25 protein-coding genes are annotated in these 24,712 nt (G+C 39.1%); 8 read left to right on the top strand and 17 right to left on the bottom strand.

Going from position 1 to position 24,712, the window contains the following annotated elements; genetic code table 11:
* Positions 1–13: 13 nt before the first annotated feature.
* From AC27HL_RS02535 to mdh, 8 genes are all read right to left on the bottom strand, one after another.
* Entirely contained in the window at positions 14–1,105 is a 1,092-nt protein-coding gene (locus AC27HL_RS02535) for an ABC transporter ATP-binding protein (protein ID WP_487078797.1), read from the bottom strand.
* Positions 1,102–2,730, bottom strand: coding sequence for an ABC transporter permease (locus tag AC27HL_RS02530; protein WP_487078796.1), 1,629 nt, complete (start codon positions 2,728–2,730; stop codon positions 1,102–1,104). The genes AC27HL_RS02535 and AC27HL_RS02530 overlap by 4 nt, the downstream gene beginning before the upstream one ends.
* A 37-nt stretch (positions 2,731–2,767) precedes the next feature.
* A complete protein-coding gene (locus tag AC27HL_RS02525) occupies positions 2,768–3,781 on the bottom strand; it encodes an extracellular solute-binding protein (RefSeq protein ID WP_487078795.1) in 1,014 nt (337 codons plus the stop codon).
* A gap of 195 nt (positions 3,782–3,976) precedes the next feature.
* The gene (locus AC27HL_RS02520; RefSeq protein WP_487078794.1) at positions 3,977–4,531 is read right to left on the bottom strand and encodes a PA domain-containing protein; all 555 of its coding nucleotides are present in this window, start codon (positions 4,529–4,531) and stop codon (positions 3,977–3,979) included.
* Positions 4,532–4,819: 288 nt separating this feature from the next.
* Complete coding sequence (locus AC27HL_RS02515) at positions 4,820–5,302, bottom strand: YcxB family protein (protein WP_487078793.1); 483 nt, start codon at positions 5,300–5,302, stop codon at positions 4,820–4,822.
* A 65-nt stretch (positions 5,303–5,367) separates the two neighbouring features.
* Positions 5,368–6,288, bottom strand: coding sequence for a collagenase (locus tag AC27HL_RS02510; protein WP_487078792.1), 921 nt, complete (start codon positions 6,286–6,288; stop codon positions 5,368–5,370).
* A gap of 136 nt (positions 6,289–6,424) precedes the next feature.
* A complete protein-coding gene (locus tag AC27HL_RS02505; protein WP_487078791.1) occupies positions 6,425–6,955 on the bottom strand; it encodes a hypothetical protein in 531 nt (176 codons plus the stop codon).
* A gap of 122 nt (positions 6,956–7,077) precedes the next feature.
* The gene (mdh, locus tag AC27HL_RS02500) at positions 7,078–8,013 is read right to left on the bottom strand and encodes a malate dehydrogenase (protein WP_487078790.1); all 936 of its coding nucleotides are present in this window, start codon (positions 8,011–8,013) and stop codon (positions 7,078–7,080) included.
* A 191-nt stretch (positions 8,014–8,204) separates the two neighbouring features.
* Between mdh and argR the strand changes: the two genes are divergently transcribed.
* The gene (gene argR / locus AC27HL_RS02495) at positions 8,205–8,678 is read left to right on the top strand and encodes a transcriptional regulator ArgR (protein WP_487078789.1); all 474 of its coding nucleotides are present in this window, start codon (positions 8,205–8,207) and stop codon (positions 8,676–8,678) included.
* Positions 8,679–8,740: 62 nt separating this feature from the next.
* On the opposite strand, the gene AC27HL_RS02490 is transcribed toward argR, so the two are convergent.
* The 3 genes from AC27HL_RS02490 to AC27HL_RS02480 form a co-directional block, all read right to left on the bottom strand.
* Positions 8,741–9,664, bottom strand: coding sequence for a Dyp-type peroxidase (locus AC27HL_RS02490; protein ID WP_487078788.1), 924 nt, complete (start codon positions 9,662–9,664; stop codon positions 8,741–8,743).
* Positions 9,665–9,867: 203 nt separating this feature from the next.
* Positions 9,868–11,133 carry an ammonium transporter gene (locus AC27HL_RS02485; RefSeq protein WP_487078787.1) on the bottom strand — a complete coding sequence of 422 codons (1,266 nt, stop codon included), beginning with the start codon at positions 11,131–11,133 and terminating at the stop codon, positions 9,868–9,870.
* Between the two features lie 10 nt (positions 11,134–11,143).
* Entirely contained in the window at positions 11,144–11,482 is a 339-nt protein-coding gene (locus tag AC27HL_RS02480; protein ID WP_487078786.1) for a P-II family nitrogen regulator, read from the bottom strand.
* Between the two features lie 309 nt (positions 11,483–11,791).
* On the opposite strand from AC27HL_RS02480, the gene AC27HL_RS02475 reads away from it, so the two are divergent.
* Genes AC27HL_RS02475 through AC27HL_RS02465 form a run of 3 tightly spaced genes read left to right on the top strand, consistent with a single transcriptional unit; the run spans position 11,792 to position 16,502 of the window.
* Positions 11,792–13,582, top strand: coding sequence for an FAD-dependent oxidoreductase (locus tag AC27HL_RS02475; protein ID WP_487078785.1), 1,791 nt, complete (start codon positions 11,792–11,794; stop codon positions 13,580–13,582).
* Positions 13,579–15,438 (top strand): 2-oxoacid:acceptor oxidoreductase subunit alpha, encoded by a 1,860-nt coding sequence (locus AC27HL_RS02470; RefSeq protein WP_487078784.1) that lies wholly within the window; start codon positions 13,579–13,581, stop codon positions 15,436–15,438. Before AC27HL_RS02475 ends, AC27HL_RS02470 begins: the two co-directional genes overlap by 4 nt.
* An 11-nt stretch (positions 15,439–15,449) precedes the next feature.
* A complete protein-coding gene (locus AC27HL_RS02465) occupies positions 15,450–16,502 on the top strand; it encodes a 2-oxoacid:ferredoxin oxidoreductase subunit beta (protein ID WP_487078783.1) in 1,053 nt (350 codons plus the stop codon).
* Between the two features lie 9 nt (positions 16,503–16,511).
* Here AC27HL_RS02465 and AC27HL_RS02460 read toward each other — a convergent pair whose 3' ends face one another.
* Positions 16,512–17,357 carry an HDOD domain-containing protein gene (locus AC27HL_RS02460; RefSeq protein WP_487078782.1) on the bottom strand — a complete coding sequence of 282 codons (846 nt, stop codon included), beginning with the start codon at positions 17,355–17,357 and terminating at the stop codon, positions 16,512–16,514.
* A 97-nt stretch (positions 17,358–17,454) separates the two neighbouring features.
* Positions 17,455–18,255 (bottom strand): DUF2797 domain-containing protein, encoded by an 801-nt coding sequence (locus AC27HL_RS02455; RefSeq protein ID WP_487079876.1) that lies wholly within the window; start codon positions 18,253–18,255, stop codon positions 17,455–17,457.
* A gap of 170 nt (positions 18,256–18,425) precedes the next feature.
* Between AC27HL_RS02455 and AC27HL_RS02450 the strand changes: the two genes are divergently transcribed.
* A complete protein-coding gene (locus tag AC27HL_RS02450; RefSeq protein ID WP_487078781.1) occupies positions 18,426–18,698 on the top strand; it encodes a GIY-YIG nuclease family protein in 273 nt (90 codons plus the stop codon).
* Positions 18,699–18,830: 132 nt separating this feature from the next.
* The gene (locus AC27HL_RS02445) at positions 18,831–19,544 is read left to right on the top strand and encodes a DUF3581 family protein (RefSeq protein ID WP_487078780.1); all 714 of its coding nucleotides are present in this window, start codon (positions 18,831–18,833) and stop codon (positions 19,542–19,544) included.
* 57 nt (positions 19,545–19,601) lie between these two features.
* On the opposite strand, the gene AC27HL_RS02440 is transcribed toward AC27HL_RS02445, so the two are convergent.
* Positions 19,602–19,844, bottom strand: coding sequence for a PGPGW domain-containing protein (locus AC27HL_RS02440; RefSeq protein ID WP_487078779.1), 243 nt, complete (start codon positions 19,842–19,844; stop codon positions 19,602–19,604).
* Positions 19,845–19,995: 151 nt separating this feature from the next.
* Positions 19,996–20,508 carry a hypothetical protein gene (locus AC27HL_RS02435; RefSeq protein ID WP_487078778.1) on the bottom strand — a complete coding sequence of 171 codons (513 nt, stop codon included), beginning with the start codon at positions 20,506–20,508 and terminating at the stop codon, positions 19,996–19,998.
* A gap of 198 nt (positions 20,509–20,706) precedes the next feature.
* Here AC27HL_RS02435 and AC27HL_RS02430 point away from each other — a divergent pair, with 198 nt between their 5' ends.
* Both AC27HL_RS02430 and AC27HL_RS02425 read left to right on the top strand, forming a co-directional pair.
* Entirely contained in the window at positions 20,707–21,534 is an 828-nt protein-coding gene (locus AC27HL_RS02430; RefSeq protein ID WP_487078777.1) for a DNA ligase, read from the top strand.
* Between the two features lie 26 nt (positions 21,535–21,560).
* Positions 21,561–22,175: a LysE family translocator gene (locus AC27HL_RS02425; RefSeq protein ID WP_487078776.1), complete on the top strand. Its 615-nt coding sequence runs from the start codon at positions 21,561–21,563 to the stop codon at positions 22,173–22,175.
* Between the two features lie 70 nt (positions 22,176–22,245).
* On the opposite strand, the gene AC27HL_RS02420 is transcribed toward AC27HL_RS02425, so the two are convergent.
* Together AC27HL_RS02420 and AC27HL_RS02415 are read right to left on the bottom strand one after the other, a co-directional pair.
* On the bottom strand, positions 22,246–23,139 hold the full coding sequence (locus AC27HL_RS02420; protein ID WP_487078775.1) for a class I SAM-dependent methyltransferase: 894 nt from the start codon (positions 23,137–23,139) through the stop codon (positions 22,246–22,248).
* 86 nt (positions 23,140–23,225) lie between these two features.
* The gene (locus AC27HL_RS02415; RefSeq protein WP_487078774.1) at positions 23,226–24,650 is read right to left on the bottom strand and encodes a sodium-dependent transporter; all 1,425 of its coding nucleotides are present in this window, start codon (positions 24,648–24,650) and stop codon (positions 23,226–23,228) included.
* Positions 24,651–24,712 lie beyond the last annotated feature (62 nt).

The raw sequence follows: 24,712 nt of genomic DNA, 5'->3' as shown, positions 1-24,712 counted from the left end.
CCGTATTGTGGCGTTAATCAGCAGTGTATAATTGAAATTTATCGCCCGACAATTTTATCGTTAAACTCTCGCCAACGCTAAATAACTGCTGGCTATAAAAACTTAATTGCTGAAAAGCTAAGCGAGAAGCCTGATCTTTGCTACTTAACAAATAGTGATAACCTTGCTCGGTTACGCCAATATGCTCTACCAGCACATTGTCATGTCCGCTTGCGCATAACGTTATATCGTTAGGTTTTACCAACAATTGATAACCCGTATCCTCACGGTTATTTGTTACGAAATTATTCACCTTAGTTGCTGGCAAGGTACCAAGCAAGGTGTCAAATTTAAGCTCATCATTTATTGTTTGTTTTTTTATCGGTAACCAGCTTCCCAATTGCAGAAAGTCAGCAACTTGCCAGCTGTTAGGTTGCTGACAAACTTGAGCGGGGGGACCTGCTTGTAAAACTTGCCCTTGATGCATCACAGCTATTTTATCAGCGAAGGTAAAGACTTCATCTTTATTGTGCGTAACAAATATTGCCGTCATATTTAATCGTTTCAGCAGTTGCCTAATTTCGATCATTAACTCGTTACGTAGTCGTGCGTCAATATTGGAAAATGGCTCATCAAGTAACAATAAGCTTGGCTGAGGAGCTAATGCTCGAGCAATTGCAACCCGCTGCTGCTGGCCGCCGGATAACTGATGCGGGTAACGTTCTGCATATTCATTTAGCTCCAATAAATTTAACAGTTGATTACAGCGATTTTGCTGTTCAGTTTTATCGAGTTTTTTAATACCAAAGCAAATGTTTTCAGTCACTGACAAATGTGGAAATAAGGCATAGTCTTGAAAAATCATACCTATATTGCGCTCTTCCGGCGCGAGCATATTTTGTTGAGAAATTTGCAATGCTGGTTTTTTCTCACAATAGAGAACAATTTCACCGTGCGATTGTTCAATAAACCCTGCCAGCGTATTTAGCAATGTGGTTTTACCACAACCACTTGGCCCGACTAAGCCCAATATTTCACCTTTGTTCAAGGTTAATTCTACGCCTGACAAAATAGACTTATTTTCAAATTCAACCGCTAAACTATCGATTTTAAGCAGTTCGCTCATTTGTTTTCCTTTTCGCGGTTTAGAAAAATAATCGGCAATAGGCCAAACAATACAATTAAAATTGCTCCTAACGCCCCTTGTTCTAACCTTTCATCTGAAATCAATTGGTAAACTTGGGTACTGAGAGTCTCAAAATTAAAAGGTCGCAATAGTAACACCGCAGGTAGCTCTTTCATTGCTTCGACAAAAACCAATAGCCAGGCAATGAATATTGACGACTTTAACAAAGGTAAATGTACTTTAAAAACTGCCAAGCGTGTTTTAATGCCCAAACTTGCTGGCGCTAAATCAAGTGACTTTGAAATTTGTCCTACACCCGCAGATATTGTGCCATTAGCAATTGCTGAAAACCTAACCACATAAGCAAAGATAATGGCAAACACCGTACCTGACAAAACCAAACCAGGTGCTTTAAATGCAAAATATTTTGCAACATCATTAATTGCATGATCTAAAGGTCCAAAGGTTGCCAACATTGCCATCGCTAATACAGTGCCTGGTATGGCATAGCCAAAACCAGATATTTGCAATGGCAACGCTTTCCATCGACTATCATGTAAACGTTGAAATAATGCTAAAAACAAAGCAATTAATGTCGCTATAGTGGCACTATATGTCGCCACTTTAATACTGTTGGTTCCGGTTTCTAATAAATTTAGCAGCTGTGAATAATCGGCATAATCAATTGCCATACTTATCAACAAGCTCAAAGGTAACAAAAAGCCCGCGAAGACTAATCCCCAACAAAAAACGCCAGCAAAAATTTGTTGTGTCATGCTTAGTTTTTTTAGCTCAACATCAGTATTTGGTCGATTTGATTGGTGTCGCTGTCCTGCCCTTGCTCTTTGTTCTGCAACCACCACAAATAGCACTAACAACATTAACATGCTAGCGAGGGCATTAGCTGCTGGAAAATCTCCATAACCTAACCAAGTATCATAAATGGCCGTAGTTAAAGTATTAACAGCAAAATATTGCACGGTTGCGAAATCTGCTAATGTTTCCATAAGCACTAAAGTTAAAGCGACAGCTATAGCTGGCCGAGCGAGTGGTAATGACACTTGAAAAAAGCTCTGCTTTTCACTGCAGCCAAGTAATCGGCTAGCACGTAACAAATTACGATCTTGGCTTTCAAAAGCGGTACGCGTGAGCATATAAACGTAGGGAAATAATACCAGCGCAATAATAATTGCCGCACCACCTAAGGTTCTGATATCAAAAAAGTAGTAATCGCTAGGTGCTTGCCAGCCAAACCAGTCGCGCAATAGTCGTTGCACAGGCCCAGCATAATCAAATAAATCAGTATAAAGGTAAGCTACTAAATAGGCTGGCATGGCTAACGGCAGCATCAATAACCAGCGTAGATATTTAGCCATAAAAATATTGGTTTGACTAATGAAAACAGCAGCAGGAACACCAAAGCACAATGATAGTATTACCACCATAACACCTAAGAAAAGAGTGTTCCGGATATACTCAGGCAACACCGTCGACCATAAATGCGAAAATAAATCGCTGGAGGCACTAATGCCTGCAACCACCATTACCAACACAGGCACCATAAGTGCAAAAGCAAAAAACCAGCTGAAAAACTTCCAGCTGGTACTTTTATTACCCGTAATCACTACTACATTACTTTAAACATATATAAAAAATAGCAAGCTACAAATCAAACTTTGCTTTATCTAATAATGCTAGTGCCGCATTTCGTTGCTTAGCAATCGTTTCTAAAGATAAGTTGTCTGCTTTGAAATTTCCCCACGAAGCAACTAATTTTGATGGTGCAACACCGGGACGAACTGGATATTCCATATTAGTTTCCGCATACATTTTTTGCGCTGGTTCAGAAACCAGGAAATTCATTAACGCCAATGCATTGGCTTTATTTGGTGCATATTTTGCCATACCCATACCTGAAATATTGACATGAGCACCACGATTATTTTGATTCGGGAAGTTTATATTAACAGCATCAGCCCAAACTTTTTGTTTATCGTCATTGACCATTTTACCGTAATAGTAACTGTTACCTAATGAGATATCACATAATTTTTGGTGAATAGCTTGTACTTGGCCGCGGTCATTACCCTGTGGTTTACGCGCTAAATTAGCTTTAGTTTGCTCTAACCAAGTTAGTGTCTTCGCTTCACCATGCTCCGCGATCATAGATGCCACTAATGCAACATTATAAGGATGTTTACCGCTACGAGTACAAATTTTACCTTGCCATTTTTTATCGGCTAAATCTTCGTAATTTAAGTCTATTTTACCTAAACGTTTAGCGGAATAAATATTACGAACACGGGTTGTTAGTGCATACCATGTATCGTCAGATGCTTTAAATTGTGCAGGAATTGCCGCTGTCATTTCTGCTGAAGTAGCCGCTTGCAATAAGCCTTTATCTTGTAATTCAATTAAACGACTGATATCCGTAGTTAACAAAACATCGGCCGGGCTATATTCGCCCTCACGCTTTAGTCGTTCCGCCATGCCTTTTTTGGCAAAAACAACATTTACCTTAATACCGGTTTCTTTAGTGAATTCATCAAAAAGTGGTTTAACAAGAAAAGGTTGACGATAAGAATATACATTAACTTCTTCATCTGCCCACGCGTTGTGAGTTGAAGCAAAAAATGCAATTACAACAAGAAAAGAATAAAAAACTTTATTTAACATGCAGCCCACCTAAATATTTCGAAAGAGAAATAATCTTTACAACTAAATTTTCCGTCAGACTAATGAAGATAATAGTGGCTGTCAAGGTTTTTGAGAATTATTCTCATTTAACCTTGATTTCAGATAATTTATGTCACAGCGAAAAGGAAGCGACAAAGCTATTGTCGCATCCTTTTGCTATTTTGTAACATAAATTTAATCACCGATCGTGGCGATAGCTGTACCGGGTTTACTGTAGTTCACCCAGTTTTTGATCAGAAAATAAGCATCGAGATCCGCACTGACACTCGGGAATGAGTCAATTACTGGCGCATCTATTTCTTTTAACGACATCGCCTGAATTATTAACCCTGACGCGCCGGCAGCTTTGACGTTTTCAACTATTTTCTCAGTTGAAAAATCACTTTGCTGACAAACAACAATTTCACCGTTAAAAGTACCTTTGCTAAACGGCTCTTGGCAATATTTATTGTTACTGTTAGCATCATCAACGGAAATATTTTCTGCAAGCACAACAACAGCTGTCGTGCTGCCCTGGCGACTAAGCAATTTCCCTACAATATTTTTCGGTGGCCTACGCCAGTTAGGTTGTCCTTGAAAATTATTTATAAAGGTTTGTGTATCTACAATTTGGTTTTTGCTTTGTTGCGTAATACTTTCTTGTACGCCAATTGAATTTAATTCTACCGCCAATAAAGGCGCAGACGGCGCCATAAGCCCCATCAACATTCCCAATGTTATTTTTCTCACCTGATTCACCTAGTAAACAGCCGCATAACTATTATTATTTTTTTATATGAAATGCGGATGACAGTTATTAATTATTTTTATCTTTTGTTAACTAGTCCGTTAGCTTTATTTACAAATGTAACTCAATTCATTCTGGTACATATGAGGTTAAAAATAAACCTAAATAATGAATATAAATTCAATAATAATAAATAACTGTTTTATCTAGTGAAAATAGTAAGTAGAATCGTTCAATATGAATACTTGAGAGAAAAAATACACTAAATTGATAAATACTTGACTAAATATTCATCGTTTAGTTAGCAAAAATTGCTTTGCTTGCTCTGATAAGCATAGATTAGAGATATAATGGCGCCCAGTTTTGTGGCTAATCAACCAACCTTTGTCAGTGCCTGTGATATTTTCTATATCACGAAAGTACATTTTATTATCATTATAGAATGAATGAGTGCGTATATAGTCTTCTGTCATTTCCAAGCTAACCTCAGCTTTGGCAACCTTACTCAGCATCTGTCTCATAACCCACCACGGCTTTCGATAGTAAGTACTTACCACCTCTAAGATTCCCAGTGAAAAAATAAACCATGCTGCATAAGGATTAAGCGCTGAAAACATAACTAAAGCTGCGCCAGCAATAAGCAAAACGATTGCTTTAAGATATAATGCCGAAAATGTTTGCGGCTTCACCGACTCTTCATAGCATTCTGTAAAGTGAGCTTTATCTAGTATAAATGTTGTTTGATAATTAAGTGGTTGAGCTAAATCTTGCATAGAATCACAAAAGAGTTTTTATATATTAAGGTTATGGGCATTTTACCCATAACCTTAACTAAATACTATTGGTGCTTTTTTGTTGTGTTCAGCTCATCTAACCACAGCGCAAAGTCTTTATCTAAACTTGTTCCCCAACTTTTTATTAAGTTTTGATATCCTTGCCAATCACCTTCGCGAACATATGCCAGCATATTGTCTATTTTTGAGCGCTGTTGCTCCATCATAAACCTTACCGCCAAATATCCCCAACGATATACACGATCTGAACCGGTATTTTTATTACTACTGGTATTAAATAATTCACTCAATGCAAAACTTTTTTCTTTCGCCAAAGCGACTGCTTTCTCATTATTTTTGCCCCATGCTAAATATTCACCTAAACCCTCAGCCCACCAAACGATATGAGGATAAGCTAAATGAGGCGTTGGGCAGAATTCTGGCCCAGCATGATCATCATGAAGACCGTTACAATAGTCACCGTACTTATTAAAGCGACCATCGAGATAATGAATATATTCGTGCTTTAAATTCCAAATTTTTCCTGAACGCTCATATGCAACAAACTCAGCCTGATTATCTACTTTGTCAGGATAGCCTTCTAAATACATACCACCATTATCCGTTGGCATATTAAAGTGAGCAGTAGCGTACTTTACAAATGCTGCTCGGTCTGAGTAAATATTTGCCCGCATTTTAACATTATTATCATCTTTTACCGGCTTACCTCGGGTATTAAACACCTGATGAAATTTATCTTCTTGTGCAATAAGTAACTTACAAGCTGAACTCAATTGCGCTTTATCGAGTGATTGCGAGCGGATCACTATGGTGTCGTTACAGTGTGTTATTTGACTAAGCACTTGTGTCACTGAAGCTAGCTCTTCTGCTGGTGCTTCAACATTGCCATAAGCAAACAATGAGGTAAACGAGCAACAGAGCAAAAAGTTTGTCGCTAAAACTTGCTTGTGATTTTTAATATTCAATTGATTATCCTTCCTAAAATAAAATTGCATACAATATAATATACAAGGTTATCAATAGGAAGTGCCAATAAAACTTGAGCTCTAGATGATATGAGAATGGCGTATAATTATTACTAACGAGAACTCGTTAACATTGTTACTCTTTCTCTTCTGCTATAGGTGTGTCACCAGTTTTTACTCGGGGAGTTAATATGTTTTCTGGTGCGACATTGCCACTTTCTTTAATTTTCTTACCACGTGAGAGTAACCTTTCAAGATATTGATCAAGTTTTTGTTTTGCGGCAACAGACAACTCTCCACTTTTTTGCTGCTCAATCAGCAGTGCTTCTACTTTCAAAAATATACCATCAACATGACTATCAAGCGGCTTCTGTGCTGAAATATTTATATCTTGTGGTGCCTGTGAAGACTCAATTGTTGGCTCTTCACTGCTATTTTTAGGGAGATCACCAAATAAATTTAGCCAATGATCACTTTGATGGCCTAAATTCATCAAGCGCTGAAAATAGCCATTACCAGCTTGGTTACCTTTAATTAAATCCAGTATCGTGCAAGTAACCGCCACTGGACTCAACAGTACATCCCGAACAGCATCTAACGTTAGCTTAACTTGAAAAATAAGGTTTTCACGAATTAACATCCATTTACGCTTATGCGGCTTAGTCATTAAATTTCCTTTGAATTACTGAGTTAATCAGACTTTTGATAGCAACATAGTAACGGTTTCAATAAATATTAGGCAATAAAAAACCGCGTATAACGCGGTTTCTAAACGATATCAAAACAAGATTACCCGTTGATAAAGTCAACACCTTCTTGGATATCTGCTTTTAGCGTTTCAAGCATGTCGTTTTTAGCTTTTTCTTCAAATGCGCTTAATTCACCATACGAAAGTACTTCGGCAACACCGTTAACACCTAAACGTACTGGGTGAGCAAAATATGGTGCATCGCCACCTTCAACCTCAACGTATGCATAATCAACTACCTCTTCACCTTGTAAGCCTTTCACCAAAGACATACAAAAACGAGCAGCAGCAGCGCCCATTGAAAGAGTTGCAGAGCCACCGCCTGCTTTAGCATTTACTACTTCTGTACCTGCATTTTGAATACGAGGCGTTAAAGCGGCAACTTCTTCATCAGAAAATGTAGCACCTTCAACTTGTGAAAGAAGTGGTAAAATAGTAGTACCTGAATGGCCACCAATGACTGGAATTTTAACATCATTTACGTCCATGCCTTTTAATTCGGCAATGAATGCTTCACTACGGATAACGTCAAGCGTTGTTACACCGAAAACACGGTTTTTATCGTAAGTACCTGCTTTTTTGAATACTTCAGCAACAATTGGAACCGTACCGTTTACTGGGTTAGTAATAATACCAACTAAAGCTTTCGGACAGTTAGCAACAATACCTTCAGCTAATGTTTTGATGATGCCAGCATTTACTGCAAATAAATCCGCACGATCCATACCTGGTTTACGAGGCATACCCGCTGGAATAATAACGATATCAGCACCCGCAAGTGCCGGCGCTAAATCATCTGCACCAAAACCTTCAACTTTAACTGCTGTAGGGATGTGTGATAAGTCAACAGCAACACCAGGAACAACTGGTGCAACGTCATATAAAGATAACTCAGAACCAGCAGGTAATTGAGTTTTTAATAGTAAAGATAACGCTTGGCCGATACCACCAGCAGCGCCTAGCACAGCAACTTTCATTTGATGTCTCCGAAATTTGAGTAATTACGTAATAATTTGTCGGCCAAAAGATATAGTATAAGTGGCCAAAAAACAATGATTATTCATCTGTATTGGCTAATAAGGATAACGTATAATGAGAATTGTGGAATAATACTTAGGTATTAAACAGTACAAATATATAGCAAAACAATTATCAATTAGTGGACATTATGAGCGGACAACAAAAACAAGAAGCGTTAGTACAAGCTTTCAAAGACTTATTAAAGCAAGAACAGTTTGGTTCACAAGGCGATATTGCTGAGGCGTTAAAATCTCAAGGTTTTGAAAATATTAGCCAATCTAAAGTATCTCGCATGCTCAGCAAATTTGGTGCTGTTCGTACACGTAATGCTCGTCAAGAAATGGTGTATTGTTTGCCAGCTGAATTAGGTATGCCCACGGCCAAAAGTCCACTAAAACAGTTAGTACTCGATATTGAGCATAATGATGTCATGATTATCATTCGTACCAGCCCAGGTGCAGCACAATTAATCGCACGCTTACTCGACAGTTTAAGTAAAAGTGACGGTGTATTAGGAACAATTGCAGGTGATGATACCATTTTTATTGCACCAACCGACGTTGCACAAATTAAGCAAACCATTGGCAAACTCGAAGAGTTGTTTTTAAAGAACTTAAGCTAAAAATAAGGCGCCTAATAAAAGCGCCTTATCATCATCCGCATACTTTTCAGGCTTAGGAAAACTTACTCGCCAAGCTCTGCCAAAATATTCAAGCTAGGCACAAAAAATGCTGCTCCAGTTTCGGCCTGAGTGTACTTCAACATATGATCACTATGACCATGGCCGTCTCCAACAATCATACTTGAAAGCATTAATTCAAACGGCTCAGGCGAGTGGCAGTAAGAAACAAAAAATAACCCCTGAAGCTTCATATCGCCATACGGCATACTTTGTCTTAGTATTTCAATACTATTGCCATCACTATCTTTTAAATTTACTCTTTTGATGTGCGAGGTTGGCGCTTTATTCTCTTCCGAGTACTCTTCATTATTGACCTTAGTGCGGGCAAAAACATCTTCTTGATCTTTAACTTCTAATGAATTCCATAAATTTAAATTATGGCGATAACGTTGAATATGCAGATAACTGCCTGATGAAAAAGCTTCATCTTGTTCTTCATTTATTAATGCAACTCGGCGGCGATGATGTCCTTGTGGATTTTCAGTACCATCGACAAACCCCGTTAGATCTCGACCATCTAAAAATCGAAATGCTCGAACTTGTTCAACCAGCTCAACGCTGTCGGCTAATAATTCACAAACTTTCGTAGCAACAATATGGTTAACATCACCTCGATCACTGCGAATTTCGATATAGATATCGTAATTACAAACCGGAGCAATACGATCATCTGCCGCCATTTCAGGAAATTGTCGTAAATGTTTTGGGCGACCTTGCGGATATACTTCATCCCAATAATTGGCGCCGATAGCAACCACTCCGGCAAGATTTGCTTCTGAAAAACGGTCCGCATATTTATCAAATAACGCAGGTAAACGTGACAATGCCTGACGAATAAATGCATTTTTATCATCTAAGGCATTAAATAATAAATAATATCCGTGAAGACTAGGCTCTGCACAAATGCCAAACTGCTCTCTTGCCATAAAATTATTCACTTATAAACATCTAAATTAATGAGGTAATTTTACACACTTTCTTCATGATAACAGCAAAACTTTGCGAAATATTTCAACGCGCTTGATCTAAACCTATAAATAAAATGTCAATGCTAAATTAAAACACCAAGGTAAAATGGCCTTGGTGTTCTGAGCTTTTTTCACTCTCGTTATATCATTGCAAGGTTCTGCTAGCCGCGAGTGAATTCTGGATATGCTTCCATACCACAGTCGGCTTTATCAACACCTTCATACTCTTCTTCAGAACTCACTCGAATGCCTATCAGCTGCTTCAACGCAAACCAGACGATCAAGCTAGTAGAAAACACCCAAATAAATATGGTTGCTGCACCAATTAATTGCCCTGTTAAGCTTGACGCATCATTAGTTAACGGCACTAGCAATAAGCCGAACAAGCCGACAACACCATGTACAGAGATGGCACCAACTGGATCATCTATTTTGATTTTATCCAAACCGATAATGGAAAATACAACAATAACGCCTGCCAAAGTACCGAATAAAGTCGCTTGCATTGGCGTTGGCGTCGAAGGCTCAGCCGTTATTGCCACTAAACCTGCTAATGCACCATTTAAAACCATAGTTAAATCAGCTTTCTTAAATAACAATTTAGCTAGAATTAAAGCAGAAACAGCGCCAGCAGCTGCGGCAGCATTGGTATTGAGAAACACCATAGCGACAGAATGAGAGCTAGCAATATCACCCAGTTTTAACACTGAACCACCATTAAAGCCAAACCAGCCCATCCATAAAATAAATGTTCCTAATGTTGCCAAAGGCAAATTGGCACCGGGAATTGCATTTACTCGGCCATCAGCACCATACTTACCTTTGCGAGCACCAAGTAATAACACGCCAGCCAATGCCGCTGCAGCACCGGCCATATGAACTATGCCCGAGCCAGCAAAATCAGAAAAACCTAAATCACTTAAAGTATATAAACCAAATACCGCATTGCCGCCCCAAGTCCAGCTACCTTCCATCGGATAAATAACCGCAGTTAATACCACAGCAAAAGCGAGAAATGCCCATAACTTCATGCGTTCGGCAACGGCACCAGAAACAATTGACATCGCAGTAGCCACAAAGACCACTTGGAAAAAGAAATCTGAAGCAGCTGAGTATATTGCTGCCCCTGTAAAACCATCTTCTCTTTTAGAAAAATCAGCTAGCACTTGCGCAGGGTCAACCGAGTCAATACCGGAAAGAAAAACACCGCCGCCATACATAATGTCGTAACCAACAAATAAATACATCATGCAAGAAATCGCATATAGTGCGACGTTTTTAGTTAAAATTTCAGTGGTGTTTTTTGCTCGAACTAAACCCGCCTCCAGCATCGAAAAGCCTGCCGCCATCCACATCACGAGTGCGCCACAAATTAAAAAATAAAAGGTATCCATGGCATATTGAAGTTGAAAAATATTCTGTTCCATCGTACTGCTCCTAAATCGCTTCTACATCTTGTTCACCAGTACGAATACGTATGGCTTGCTCTAAGTCATAAACAAAAATTTTACCGTCACCAATTTTTCCAGTGTGGGCCGCTTGAGTTATTGCCTCAACCAGTCGGTTCACAACATCATCATTAACCGCCACTTCAAGCTTCACTTTTGGTAAGAAGTCGACTTGGTATTCAGCACCACGATAAAGCTCGGTATGGCCTTTTTGGCGGCCAAAGCCTTTAACTTCACTTACGGTTAGTCCTTCTACGCCTATTTCAGATATGGCTTCACGCACATCATCTAATTTGAAAGGTTTGATTATTGCATTGACTATTTTCATCTGTTTGAATCCTTGTTTTGTCTTACTGCTAGGTAATCAATCCCCGTGCCAAACACTTTTTACTAGCAAAAACAATAAGATAATTATTTTACATCAAGGTAGTGCGCACCATTGCAGTGCGTGAAATTGTCAAGTTGTCAATTGCTGGTGCAAGGTACAATCCAGCAAACTTAGCGACTAAAGATCTAACATTAGGTATTTTCAAAAATAAGTAAATTTAGAATTCAGCTATTAAATAGCGAAAAATGTTTAACTGCTCTCTATTTGGGTGTAGATTATTTAATCAGAATATCGCTAAGGAATAAGCTATTGAAAAATACCGATACTTCTTCATATCAGCACTTCTTAAAAGTGGTCGATTGCCAGCATGCTTGCCCTGCTCATACCCCTGTTCCCGAATACATACGTTTAATTGCAGAAAAACGCTACACCGAAGCCTATATGATAAACTGGCTGTCGAATGTTTTTCCCGGCGTTTTAGGCCGAGTATGCGACCGACCTTGCGAACCTGCGTGTCGGCGCTCTCGCGTCGAAGAAGAGCCCGTTGCAATCTGCCGTTTAAAGCGGGTGGCCAGCGATTACAAAGAAGATATTTATTCTTATTTGCCTGAAATTCCCCAGCAAAAAAATGGCAAGCGCATAGCTTTAATTGGTGCAGGCCCAGCCTCGTTAACGGTAGCAAGAGATTTGCTGCCACTCGGCTATGAAGTGGTTGTATATGAACGAGACGCGAAAGCCGGGGGCATGATGCGTAGCCAAATACCTGCCTTTAGGCTGCCAGAAACCGTATTAGATGAAGAGCTGAATTACATCTTAAAAATGGGTGTGGAGTGCCATTTCGGTGAAGAAATATCAAGTTTGGAAAATTTACTGCAAGCTAAATTTGATGCTGTTTTTGTTGGCACTGGCGCGCCCTCGGGTCGTTGGTTAAACATTAAAGGTCATGACTTAGCGACAAATCATATTGAAGTTGGCATTAACTGGCTATCGAATGTTAGCTTTAAACATACCAAACAAGCGCCAAAACGTGTGGTGGTGCTAGGTGGTGGTAATACGGCTATGGATTGTTGTCGCACCGCGAAAAGGTTAGGCGCCGAAGACGTGACTGTACTCGTGCGTTCAAGCTATGACGCCATGAAAGCTTCGCCATGGGAAAAAGAAGATGCCCAAGCCGAAGGTATTACCATTAAAGCCGATCACAGCCCTGTTGAATATGTTGTTACTGACGGTAAATTCACTGGTGTGCTATTTGAAAAAGTAACATCAAGCTATGACAAGCAAGGTAAAAGAACTTTACTTTCAACGGGTGAAACACTACTTGTTGAATGTGATTTGGTTTTAGTTGCTGTTGGTCAAGATACCGCATTTCCTTGGATTGAGCGTGATATTGGGATCAAATTTAACAAGTGGCAACAACCTGTCTTAAATAAGCAAACTTTGCAGTCGACATTAGCACAGGTATTTTTTGGTGGTGATGCCGCATTTGGCCCAGAAAATATTATTAGCGCTGTTGCCAATGGCCACCAAGCAGCAATTTCTATCGACTTATACTGTCAGGGTAAAGACGCGCAACTAGAGCGACCAGAAGCAAACTTTAATCTGATCAGCCAAAAAATGGGCATTCATGACTGGAGCTATCAAAGTAGCATAAGCCACGAACAACGTAACCAAGTACCTCATATTGCCTGGGAAGAAGCTGTCAAACAGTTAAATACCGAAGTCGAGCTTGGCTTTGATGAAAAACTCGCTTTAGAAGAAGCCCACCGCTGTTTAAATTGTGATGTTCATACGGTCTTTAACGAAAAAACCTGCATCGAATGTTCGGCGTGTGATGATATTTGCCCTATGGATTGTATTAATTTTGTCGATGTTGATGACCACACAGCGAAAAATGCTGAGCAAATTATTGAGAGTTTGCGTGTAAAAGAGGTAAACCCACAGCAAGAGTTACTTGTATCACCGGCACTGAAAACCGGACGAATCATGATAAAAGACGAAGATGTTTGCTTACATTGTGGGCTATGTGCTGAACGCTGCCCAACGGGAGCCTGGGATATGCAGAAACTAACGATTGATAACCTTGGAGCGACGATAAAATGACCCATCCTAATTTGAATTCGCAAACCAAGTCTTGTCAAAGTACCAATGACTTCGTCGTTCGATTTGCTAATACCAACGGTACTGGCTCTGCAAGTGCCAATAATATGTTTGCCAAAGCAATCATTAGAATGGGAGTACCAGTTAGCGCCAAAAATATTTTTCCATCCAATATTCAAGGTATGCCGACTTGGTACGAGGTTAGAGTTAATGAAAATAACTTCCTCGCTAGGCGTGGTGGTCGTTCAGAACTTGTAGTCGCCATGAATGCACAAAGCTTAATTGAAGATATTAACAGCGTTGCCAGTGGCGGCTTTCTGTTATATGACTCATCGCGGGCATTGCAAGCACAGGAAGTAAGAGAAGATATTCATTACCTTGCCATTCCAATCTCAGCGATTTGCCAAAAAGAATATCAAGATCCTCGCCAACGTCAGCTTTTTAAAAATGTAATTTACGTCGGGGCGCTCGCCGCACTGCTCAATATTGAATTTGATGTTTTAAAAACCTTGGTTAAAGAACAGTTTCGCGGAAAAGATAAGCTAATTACCCCCAATATTTACGCTTTAGAACTAGGCTATCAATATGCCCATCAACACTTTCAATGCCCAATAACATTAAAAATTGAACGTCGAGAGTTAATTAACAACCGTATAATGGTTGACGGTAATACGGCTACGGCATTGGGTGCTGTTTATGGTGGCGCCACCGTTGTAGGCTGGTATCCCATAACGCCATCTACATCAGTGGTTGAGAAGTTTGCCAGCTATTGTGCTCGGCTTAGAATCGACCCGGCAACAGGTAAGAAAAACTATGCTTTAGTTCAAGCCGAAGATGAACTCGCTGCCATTGGTATTGCCATTGGGGCAAGTTGGAATGGTGCTAGAGCATTTACCGCCACCAGTGGCCCAGGCATTTCACTGATGACGGAATTTTTAGGCCTCGCTTACTTTGCTGAAATTCCCATGGTATTAGTTAATGTGCAACGGGCGGGCCCTTCTACTGGCATGCCAACACGCACACAGCAATCCGATATTTTAGCCTGTGCTTATGCATCTCACGGTGATACCAAACAAATACTACTATTTCCGCAAGACCCATTTGAGTGTTTTACCATGTCAGCACTGGCATTTGATCTTGCAGATCAAATACAAACCCCCGTGATCATAATGAGTGATTTAGACTTAGGTATGAACGATCACTTAACCAATGAGTTTAGTTGGGACGATAAGCAAAATTACCAACTCGGCAAGGTGCTTTCAGCCGAGCAGTTAGATGAACTAGACGACTATGGCCGTTATCTAGATGTAGATAACGACGGTATTTGCTACCGCACACTTCCAGGTACTCATCCTGAGAAAGGAGCTTTTTTTACCCGGGGTACATCTCGGAATCACTACGCTGGTTATACTGAAAAGTCTGAAGACTATGTTGACAATATGCAGCGTTTAACAAAAAAGTTTAACCATGCCGTAAGCTTGATGCCGAGACCTGAAATAATACAAACCAACAAACGCGCAAAAATAGGGTTAGTATTTTTTGGCACCAGCAGTCATGCAATCCCTGAAGCTAAACAGCAATTAAAAGAGCACGGCTTGTCAGTTGATACCTTGCGTATTAAAGCCTTCCCTTTTAGTGATGCTGTTAGCGACTTTATTAACAGTCACCAAGATGTTTTTATTATTGAGCAAAATAGAGATAGCCAAATGCGAACATTGCTTATCAATGAACTTGCAATTGCACCAACAAAACTCAATGCTATCGCTAATTTTGATGGTTTACCATTAACCAGCGATTTTGTTGTCGAGCATGTACTAAAGCACTTTGCCGCGCAATCTTCTGCAACTAAAACCGGTTAAGGAACGCAGATATGAGTTATCAAAAATCAAAATTTTATCACCCTCGCTTACCTGTAAATGACTTAGGCTTAACTTATCGAGATTACGAAGGTGCGCTATCAACTTTGTGTGCTGGCTGTGGTCACGACGCGATCACCTCAGCCATTGTTCAGGCATGCTTTGAGTTATCACTACCGCCTCATCAAGTGGCTAAAATGTCAGGAATTGGTTGTTCATCAAAAGCCCCTAATTACTTTCTTAATAAAGCGCACGGCTTTAATTCAGTGCATGGTCGTATGCCGTCTGTTACCACAGGTGCTAACCTTGCTAATCGTGATTTAACTTACCTTGCCATGTCTGGCGATGGCGATAGTGCCTCAATCGGTTTAGGTCAGTTTGCCCATGTTGTTCGCCGGCAATTAAACATGCTTTACATTGTTGCTAACAATGGCGTTTATGGCTTAACTAAAGGCCAGCTTGCCGCCACCGCAGACAAAGGCGTAACCAATAAAACCGGTGAGTTAAGCTTATTTTCAGATATTGACCTTTGCGTGATGGCATTACAATTAGGAGCTAGCTTTGTTGCACGCAGTTTTTCGGGCGACAAAAAACAATTAGTGCCATTAATTAAAGCGGCAATTAGCCATCAAGGCTTTGCTTTTATTGATATTGTATCTCCTTGTGTCACTTTCAATAATCACGCCAGCTCCACCCGCTCTTATGACTATGTACACGAGCACATAACCACTGCTGCAGTGACCGATTTTATTCCGGTTAAAACTGAAATTACCAGTGACTGCCAAGCAGGCGTGTGTGAGGATATTTGCTTACATGACGGTTCGCTTATGCGTATTCATAAATTACAAGCAGATTACGGTACTCAAGACGCCATGAAAGCAATTAATGACATTGAAAGCCATAAGAAAAAAGGCGAAATATTAACGGGACTATTTTATCTAGATGCCAATAGCGAGAGCTTCCACGAGGTGAACAATTCTTCAGATACGCCGTTAAATCAATTAAAGCAAGAAGTGTTGTGCCCCGGTAATAGGGTGTTAGCAAATATTAATAACAGCTTCCGCTAACTTTGAAAGTTAGTAAATCGTAGCGGCATTTGGGTTTAATATTGCCAATATGCCTAAACGCTCAAGCTCGCAATACTGGCTCGCTTCCTGTAACAGAGTTTGGTCAATTGGCAATTGCTGTAAAGCATTTTCCGTTAATAGTAATTCAACTGGATAGGAGCTACAGTCATAATTACATAACATTATTCGCTTAACTAAATACAGTAGCTTACTTTCATCACTACTGTATTCAAAATCATCATTGTCTTGATTGCGTATAGGTTCAATAATTGTAAAAGGCAATTGCCATTGTTTTAATAATTCTGCTGAACATTCACCAAAGGAAAAATTCAATAATGCTCGCTGTTTTTGCCATGGCAATTCAGGCGCAACAATCGCATTAACCTCGCTAACTTTTTCAGGGGTAAATTGCTGAACAACCAACTCACCTAAGTTATGTAGCAAGCCTAAAATAAATAATCGCTCTGCGTTAGGAAGAGCTAACTTAACGCCAAGAAACTTAATAATAAGAGCGCAATCGACACTTTTACACCAAAAGTCATCAAGGTAGTTTTGTTCTGCCGATAACTTCTGAAAAGCCTTATTAGTAAAAAACGCGATAACTAAGTTATAAACTTCAGTAATTCCAAGAACTAGAACAGCTTTTGAAACCGTATCAATCTTTCCTGGGTAATTAAAAAATGAGCTATTAGCCAGCTTTAATATTGTGCCGGCAAGTGCTGGATCTAATAAGATGACATCGGCAATATCATCAATTGTCGAGCTTTCATCATCAATAAGTTCTTTTATACGTACAAAGGAGTCAGAAAGTACAAATACTTCATTGGCCTGTTCCACGTAATCACTGAGGTTCATTTTCACTTTCCTACGTCAAACTCGTCTACTGTATTGTTTACCATGTCATTCGCTAAAATTTATTGTAGTCTATTTAGCTTTATTATAAACGAAATTATCAATTTACCTGCAAACTTACGTGATAAGAAGTAAATTTACGAATATTGATGACCCCAGAATCAAAGATCAAATACTGTCCTTTAATACCAAGTAACTGCCCGGAAACTTCAGCGGTTTTATCAAAGTTAAAAGAAGATATTTTAGTTAAATATTCCTGTACGGGAAAATGTAAATTCACAACATTCTCATCAAGTTCCGTAATCGCATCATCACCGTATTTCAATGCCAAGTCTGCTAATTTTTCAGCAATCTTTGGCTTTAGTTCTGTAGCAATGGCTTGCAAGTCTATATCAGCCGCACTGCCTTTTAACATCGCACGCCAATTCGTTTTATCGGCAATAAACTCTGCCAGTGCGATTTCCACCAAACCAGACTGTAAGCGCGTATTTACTTTAAATATAGGTAAAGCTTGTGTTGCACCTTGGTCAATCCAACGAGTCGGTATTTGGCTGTGACGAGTAATACCAACTTTCAAACCTGAGGTATTTGCCAAATAAACATAGTGAGGTATAAAACAGTTTTTTTCGCCCCACTCAGGTTCACGGCAGGTACCTTTTTCAAAATGACAGGTTTCAGGCTTCATAATACACATATCACATTGGGCAAGTTTCTGCATACAAGGAAAACAATAGCCCTGTGAATAACTTTTTTTGGTTTTTTTCCCACAATGTTGACAATCAATATGGCCACTGTATTGCAAAGATATTTGACGACCAATCAGTGCATTTAATTCAACCTCTTGCTCACCAATAACCATTCGATATTGTACTTTTCCGTCTGCGGATAACTGCGCACGCATCTTTCTCAATGCGCCTATTTCTGTTTGCTGCATAATTTAGCCTGTTATTTTTTATCGGCCATAATATAAAAATGAATTAGCGCCAGCTAGCCCTAATTTATTTTTATCTCGAATAATAACTAAGAAATTGCGATGATAGTCAGCCAATTAACGTTAGATTAAAATTGATTATGTGGTACGTTTATATTCTCCGCTGTGCAGACAATAGCCTTTATACTGGGATTACTACCTCTATTTCTAGACGTTTAAACGAGCATAATAGCTGTAATAAAAAAGCCGCAAAATATACACGTGTTCGCCGCCCAGTAAATTTAGCATACGCAGAACAGCAACTTAACAGGCAAGAAGCTAGCCGCCGCGAATACCAACTTAAAAAATATAGCAAAGAAAAAAAAGAGCTATTAGTCAGCTCATTTGTGCCTTCCTCTGATATGGAAAAGTAAACACCTGTTCGCTCAAAGTCCTTATTTTTACTGGTCTGCTTTGTAATGTAAAACTGAATATATTTCGATTTTAATCACGCATACTGATAGAATGGCGCCGAATTAAATAGCTATTAGTGAAGAAAAAGATCTATGTTTTTAGAAAATTATTGCAGCATTTCTGATGAAAAAATTAGTTTTACACGTCAACAGGCAAGTGATTTTGCCAAGCAAATTGCAGATGATTTTAACCCATTACACGATATAACCGCTAAACGCTTTTGTGTTCCGGGCGATTTACTATTTTCACTAATATTAGAGCGTGCTGGCTTACATCAAGAAATGAGTTTTACTTTTTCTGGTATGGTTACAGATGGTATTGCCTTAAATTTTCCAACGGACATAGCAACATCGGCAACTGTTACCGACGAAAAGCAAAAAGAATATTTACAAGTGACTGTTTCTGGAGATAGTACAAAAGACAGTCAAGCCATTGAAGCATTGACTCGTTCATATGTAGAGTTTTCTGGCCATACTTTCCCTCATATCTTGGTTTCTTTGATGAAAGATAACAATGTTATGATTAACCCGGCTCGCCCAATGATAATGTATGAAAGCATGTCCATACACTTAGACAACTTGGCATTTCAAGAAGTTACACTAGAGCTATCATCAACCACATTAGACATTGATGGCAAGCGTGGTAATGCCTGCTTATCATTTAATTTAGTGTCTGATGGCGCAATTGTTGGTCACGGGAAAAAGTTCATGTTACTAAGTGGCCTTAGAGACTATTGCCAAGAGACTATTGACACTATCGTTGCCCAGTACAACGACACAAAAGTCTTGTACTTTAAGAATAATTAAACTTATAGCAAATTTTCATAGCGAGCGTGTTCGGCTCGCTATTGTCCTCCCCCTGCGCTACGAACCTAGTTTTCTCCCTAAATAGCGAAAACTTTCATCGGCTTTTACAGCAGCTTTTCTAAAATACCTTTGGCTTATTTTCAACCAACGTTTTGCCCAATGATATTCCAAACTCAACAGGGCTAAGCCCAATGGAATAAAAATCACTGCCGGTCCTGGCAATAAAATAAACACAGTACCAATACATAAACACAAAAACCCTAAAATGGTTAACGTTGTTTTTTTTATTTTATCTCGCATATCAATCTCTTTGCCCGTCTTCTTAATACTATATTGGTAAGAAAGCAAAACTTATTCCCAAACAACAATTCCAATATTTTACAACTAGATAGCAAGTATCCTAACTATTAACATATCGATAAAATAGTCAATTTAACTAAATATCAGCAATTTACCTTAAATAACTTTGCTCAAATTCAACTTGTTGTCGACGCTTGTCTTCAATACAAGCTGCAAAAGCTTGCGTTGACTTTGGCCGTGCACATTGCTTTTCAGGTTGATAATATTTCAGCCAAGCCTGCAGTTTTTCTCCTTGATACTTTGCTTTGACCACAATTGGCTTACTATTAGCAAAGGGCGTGAGTGTTTTAACTTTTTTACTTTGCGGATTTTTTTTAGCTTTTGAATAATCTTTAGTTGTTTTTTTCTTTGCTTTACTTTTGCTTTTTTTCTTGTTGGATTTAGGCTTTAATTTTCCGGTTTCGCATCGCCACCAGGTATCACGAGCTTTTCGTTCTTTTTTAGCCAAGCTATTACTACGCTTGAGCGAATTTCCTTGGCGCTGTTGTGACTGAATATTATCAAGTTTTTGTCGGTAATTTTGGCATTTTTTCTTCCCTGCTAAGGCAGTAAATGAATGCATTAGCATCACCAATAAAACACAAAATAGAATGATCCATTTCATCTGATATCGTCCATTGAATTCAGTGTGAATGCCAAAAGTGTAGACAAAATTAATTTATTTTCTAATTTAACGCCTTATTAACGTAATAAGTTCAAAATTTAGAAAGTCTTCTATACTTCTCTAATAAAAATTTTATCGGGAACAAGGATGTTTCAATTAGCCAAATTGCGATTAATAGAATCGACCACAGTGTGCTGCATGCTTTTAACTTTCTCGGTGCATGCGACGCAGCAGGTAAAGCAAAGCCGACAACAGAAACCACCATTACAGCTCGCAAGCATCTTTCAAGAAAGCGTCGAAATTGATAAGTATTGGGTCAGTGAAAAGCTCGATGGTGTCAGAGGTTATTGGAATGGCAAGCAACTACTAACCCGTAGCGGTAATATTTTACCTGCCCCGAGCTGGTTTATTCAAAACTGGCCAAACACGGCTATGGACGGTGAATTATGGAGTGCGCGCGGGGAGTTTGAAAAAATTAGTGCTTGTGTGCGTAGAAAAAACTCAAACGGCCATTGTTGGAAATCGTTAACACTTATGATCTTCGATCTACCACAGCAACAACTCCCTTTTCATAAAAGAATTCCGTTAATGCAGAAAATTATTCACGATACTGATTCCCCCTATTTAGCTATGGTCAAACAACAAAAAATTAATAACTTAGAGAGTTTATATCAACTGCTAGAAGCCGTTGTTAACGATAACGGCGAAGGATTAATGTTACATTTAGATACAGCTATTTATCAAAGCGGCCGCACCAAAAACTTACAAAAACTAAAGAAATATCAAGACGCAGAAGCAAAGGTTATTGCGCATATACCAGGCAAAGGTAAATACAAAGGTTTACTGGGCGCAATCAAGGTGGAAACACCGGAAGGTATTATTTTCAAAATTGGCACAGGCTTTTCTCATAAAGAGCGTCAACATCCGCCAAAGGTTGGTAGCACAATAACCTATAAATACATTGGTAAAACACGTCGAGGTGTGCCAAGATTTGCCAGTTTCCTTCGAATCAAAAAACTCTACTAACCATTTAAAGTAAGGCGTATATCAATATGGAATTTCATTTGTGGCTATCCCTGATTGTAATTTGTATTTTAGGGGCGTTATCTCCAGGCCCTAGTTTAGCCCTAGTGATTAAAAACACCTTAAATGGCGGTTCGGGTCAAGGTTATGCTACAGCTATTAGCCACGGTTTAGGTGTTGCTTTATACGCGGCAATTACCGCCACAGGTATAGGTGTGCTTATTGTACAATCGCCACTATTATTTGACGCGATTAAATATGCAGGCGCGGCATTTTTACTTTACCTTGGTATCAAAGCATTAATGAGCAAAAAGCAAAACATTGAATTTGCCAACCAAGGCGACACACTTGACCCGACAATTAACGGCTGGCGTGATGGATTTCTGATTGCATTTTTAAACCCGAAATTAGCAATATTTTTCTTAGCACTATTTAGTCAGTTTGTTGATGCTGAGGCAGGTTGGACACAAAAAGTCATTATGACTGCTACCGTCGGTTTCATCGACATGATTTGGTACATTGTTATTGCTTTTACTATGTCACGAGGACCAATTTTAGATAAATTAAAAGCCAATAGTCATATAGTCGATAAAGTCACTGGCAGCTTCCTAATATTGCTGGCGGCACGAGTTGTCTTAAACTAATGCCTAAGCACCTTTAAAGACAAAGAATTGCCTTAATGGTTATGCGCTATTAAGGCAACTCCGGATAGCTTTATGCGGCAGGTTTGTAAATAAAATACAAACACTTTAAGCCTTTGCCTTGATGTGCTTCTTTGTACACCTCAGGTGTATCTACTTTATATTGAAATATGCATTCAGGGCATTCATTAGCCACTTCGTTTAACAAAAAGTTTTCATCTAAATCAGGTGAATTCAAACACAGCAGCACATCGGCATTTTCTGACATTAACTCGGGTAAACGTCGAATAATTTTTTTGTAATCACGTTCAATATTAACACTGCCCTTTTGAAAAGATGGTGGATCAGAGATCAGTAATTGATATGGGCCATGCTTTTTAAGTCGACCATAAGATTTAAAAATATCAACACCTTCAAAAATCACTTGAGACAAATCTTGCTGATTCAAGCGATGGTTTTCACGTCCTTTTGCCAACGAGCTTTTGCTCATATCTATATTAACAACTTTACTTGCGCCGCCGGCAATAGCAGCAACAGAAAAAGCACAAGTATAAGAAAACAGATTCAAAACTCGCTTACCTTGACTATGTTTTTGCACCCATTCACGGCCATTTCGCATATCTAAAAACAAACCTGAATTTTGTGCCTTACCTAAGCTAATATGATATTTCAAGCCATGCTCAATCGCATGTAAATCACTAATTTCTGCTCCCCATAGCACCTCACACGGCGCAAACTTTCGACAACGATATTGCACTTGAATCGACAAGCATGCACTTGTAAGTTTACGCAATTCATCAACTTGCTTTGCTAACCATCGCTCATCAACCTCTTGATATAAGGTGATCAGTATTACAGGTGCAAGCCAATCAACATTAACATGAGATAATCCTGCATAAGCATGGCCACGGCCATGAAATAGGCGTTGACTTTGGCTAAAGTCTGTCGTTTGAATAAATTCGCGCATAGTGAAAACTGTTTAACAAAAAAGAAGGCCGGATAATAACAAATTATCCGGCCTTCTGGTTTTTTAATGGTAATTTAAATCAAGGTTTAGAAACCAAAAATACTAAAAGCAAAAAACTTTTGTGACACCGTATTGATAAAAATGCCAAAAACAATTAACGGAATAAATGTCCCTAAAGAAAAGTTAACGTATTTCTCTACCCATGAGCCTTTATAGCTTTCATTACCTTGCGCTAGTTCTTCTGAAAGCTGATGCTTCTTCCATCGATAGCTAACAAACATACAAAGTAAAAAGCCGTTTAACGGTAAAATAGTATCGTAGAAAATATCGTAAACTACATCAAAGAATGAACGTACACCGCCGGCATAAGAGGTGAATTCAGTAAAGAATGACACCATGCCAAACGACAGTGTTGCGAACACAGTCAAAATACCTGCGGTCATCAATAAAATTGATAATGCTTTCTTGCGGCTGTGCTGTTTCTCGGTAACTAAATAAGAAACTGGCACTTCTAAAATCGACACTAACGATGTGATGGCGGCAAAAAATACTAAAGTAAAGAAAAATGCCGCAACTGCGCTAGCTCCGATATAACCAATTGAGGATTGTAAGGCTAAAAATATTTTAGGTAAAAAAGTAAAGATTAGCGAGACTGAGCTATCGCTTAACTGGGCTGGGTCAACATCAGGATTAAATGAAAACACGGCAGGTAAAATCATTAAACCGGCAGTAAATGCCACAGCTGTATCAGTAACAGCAACAAGCTTTGCAGAGCCAACGACATCTGTTTTACGATTAATATAAGAGCCATAGGTAATTAAGATACCCATCCCCAGTGATAATGAGAAAAACGCCTGAGAAAGCGCGCCATTAATAACGGCAGGAGTTAGTTTAGAGACATCAGGGATTAAAAAGAACTTAACACCTGAAAAGGCATTGTCTAACGTTAATACATACACCACCATAATTAGCAGCATAATAAACAAAGTCGGCATCAGTATTTTTGATGCTCGCTCAATACCGTCTTTAACACCAGCAACCAAAATAAAATTAATAATAGCGGCCACCACTATCATAGCGCCAAACAAATAAGGACTATTTACAAACTCACCAAAGCCATTTGCACTTGCCAAATAGTCTAAATTACCAGTAACGGTTAATGCGATATAACCAAAAATCCATACCGTTAATACCATATAAAACACGGCAATCATAAATGGCGTTAACACCCCAAGAAAGCCCGCAGCCCCCCAAGCTTTGCTACCTCCGCTTAAGGTTTTATAAGCACCTACGGGTTCTTTTTCGGTTTTTCGGCCTACGGCCATTTCGGCAATCATAACCGGCAAGCAAATTAAGAATACAAATAGAGCATACATTAATAAAAATGCACCACCGCCATTTTTAGCGGCATTCACAGGAAAGCCAACCAAATTACCAATACCAACTGCTGACCCTGCCGCAGCTAAAATAAACCCCAGTCGGGAACTAAAATGCTCTCTAGTTGTACTCATAAATGTCCTTCATTGTAAATTTTGCTGGGCTATTAATTATATTTTTGTACTACACTGTGCCC

The sequence above is a fragment of the Colwellia aquaemaris genome (genome assembly GCF_057548755.1).
The sequence above is the reverse complement of the archived record's forward strand: the minus strand, read 5'-3'. Positions and strand labels throughout refer to the sequence as shown.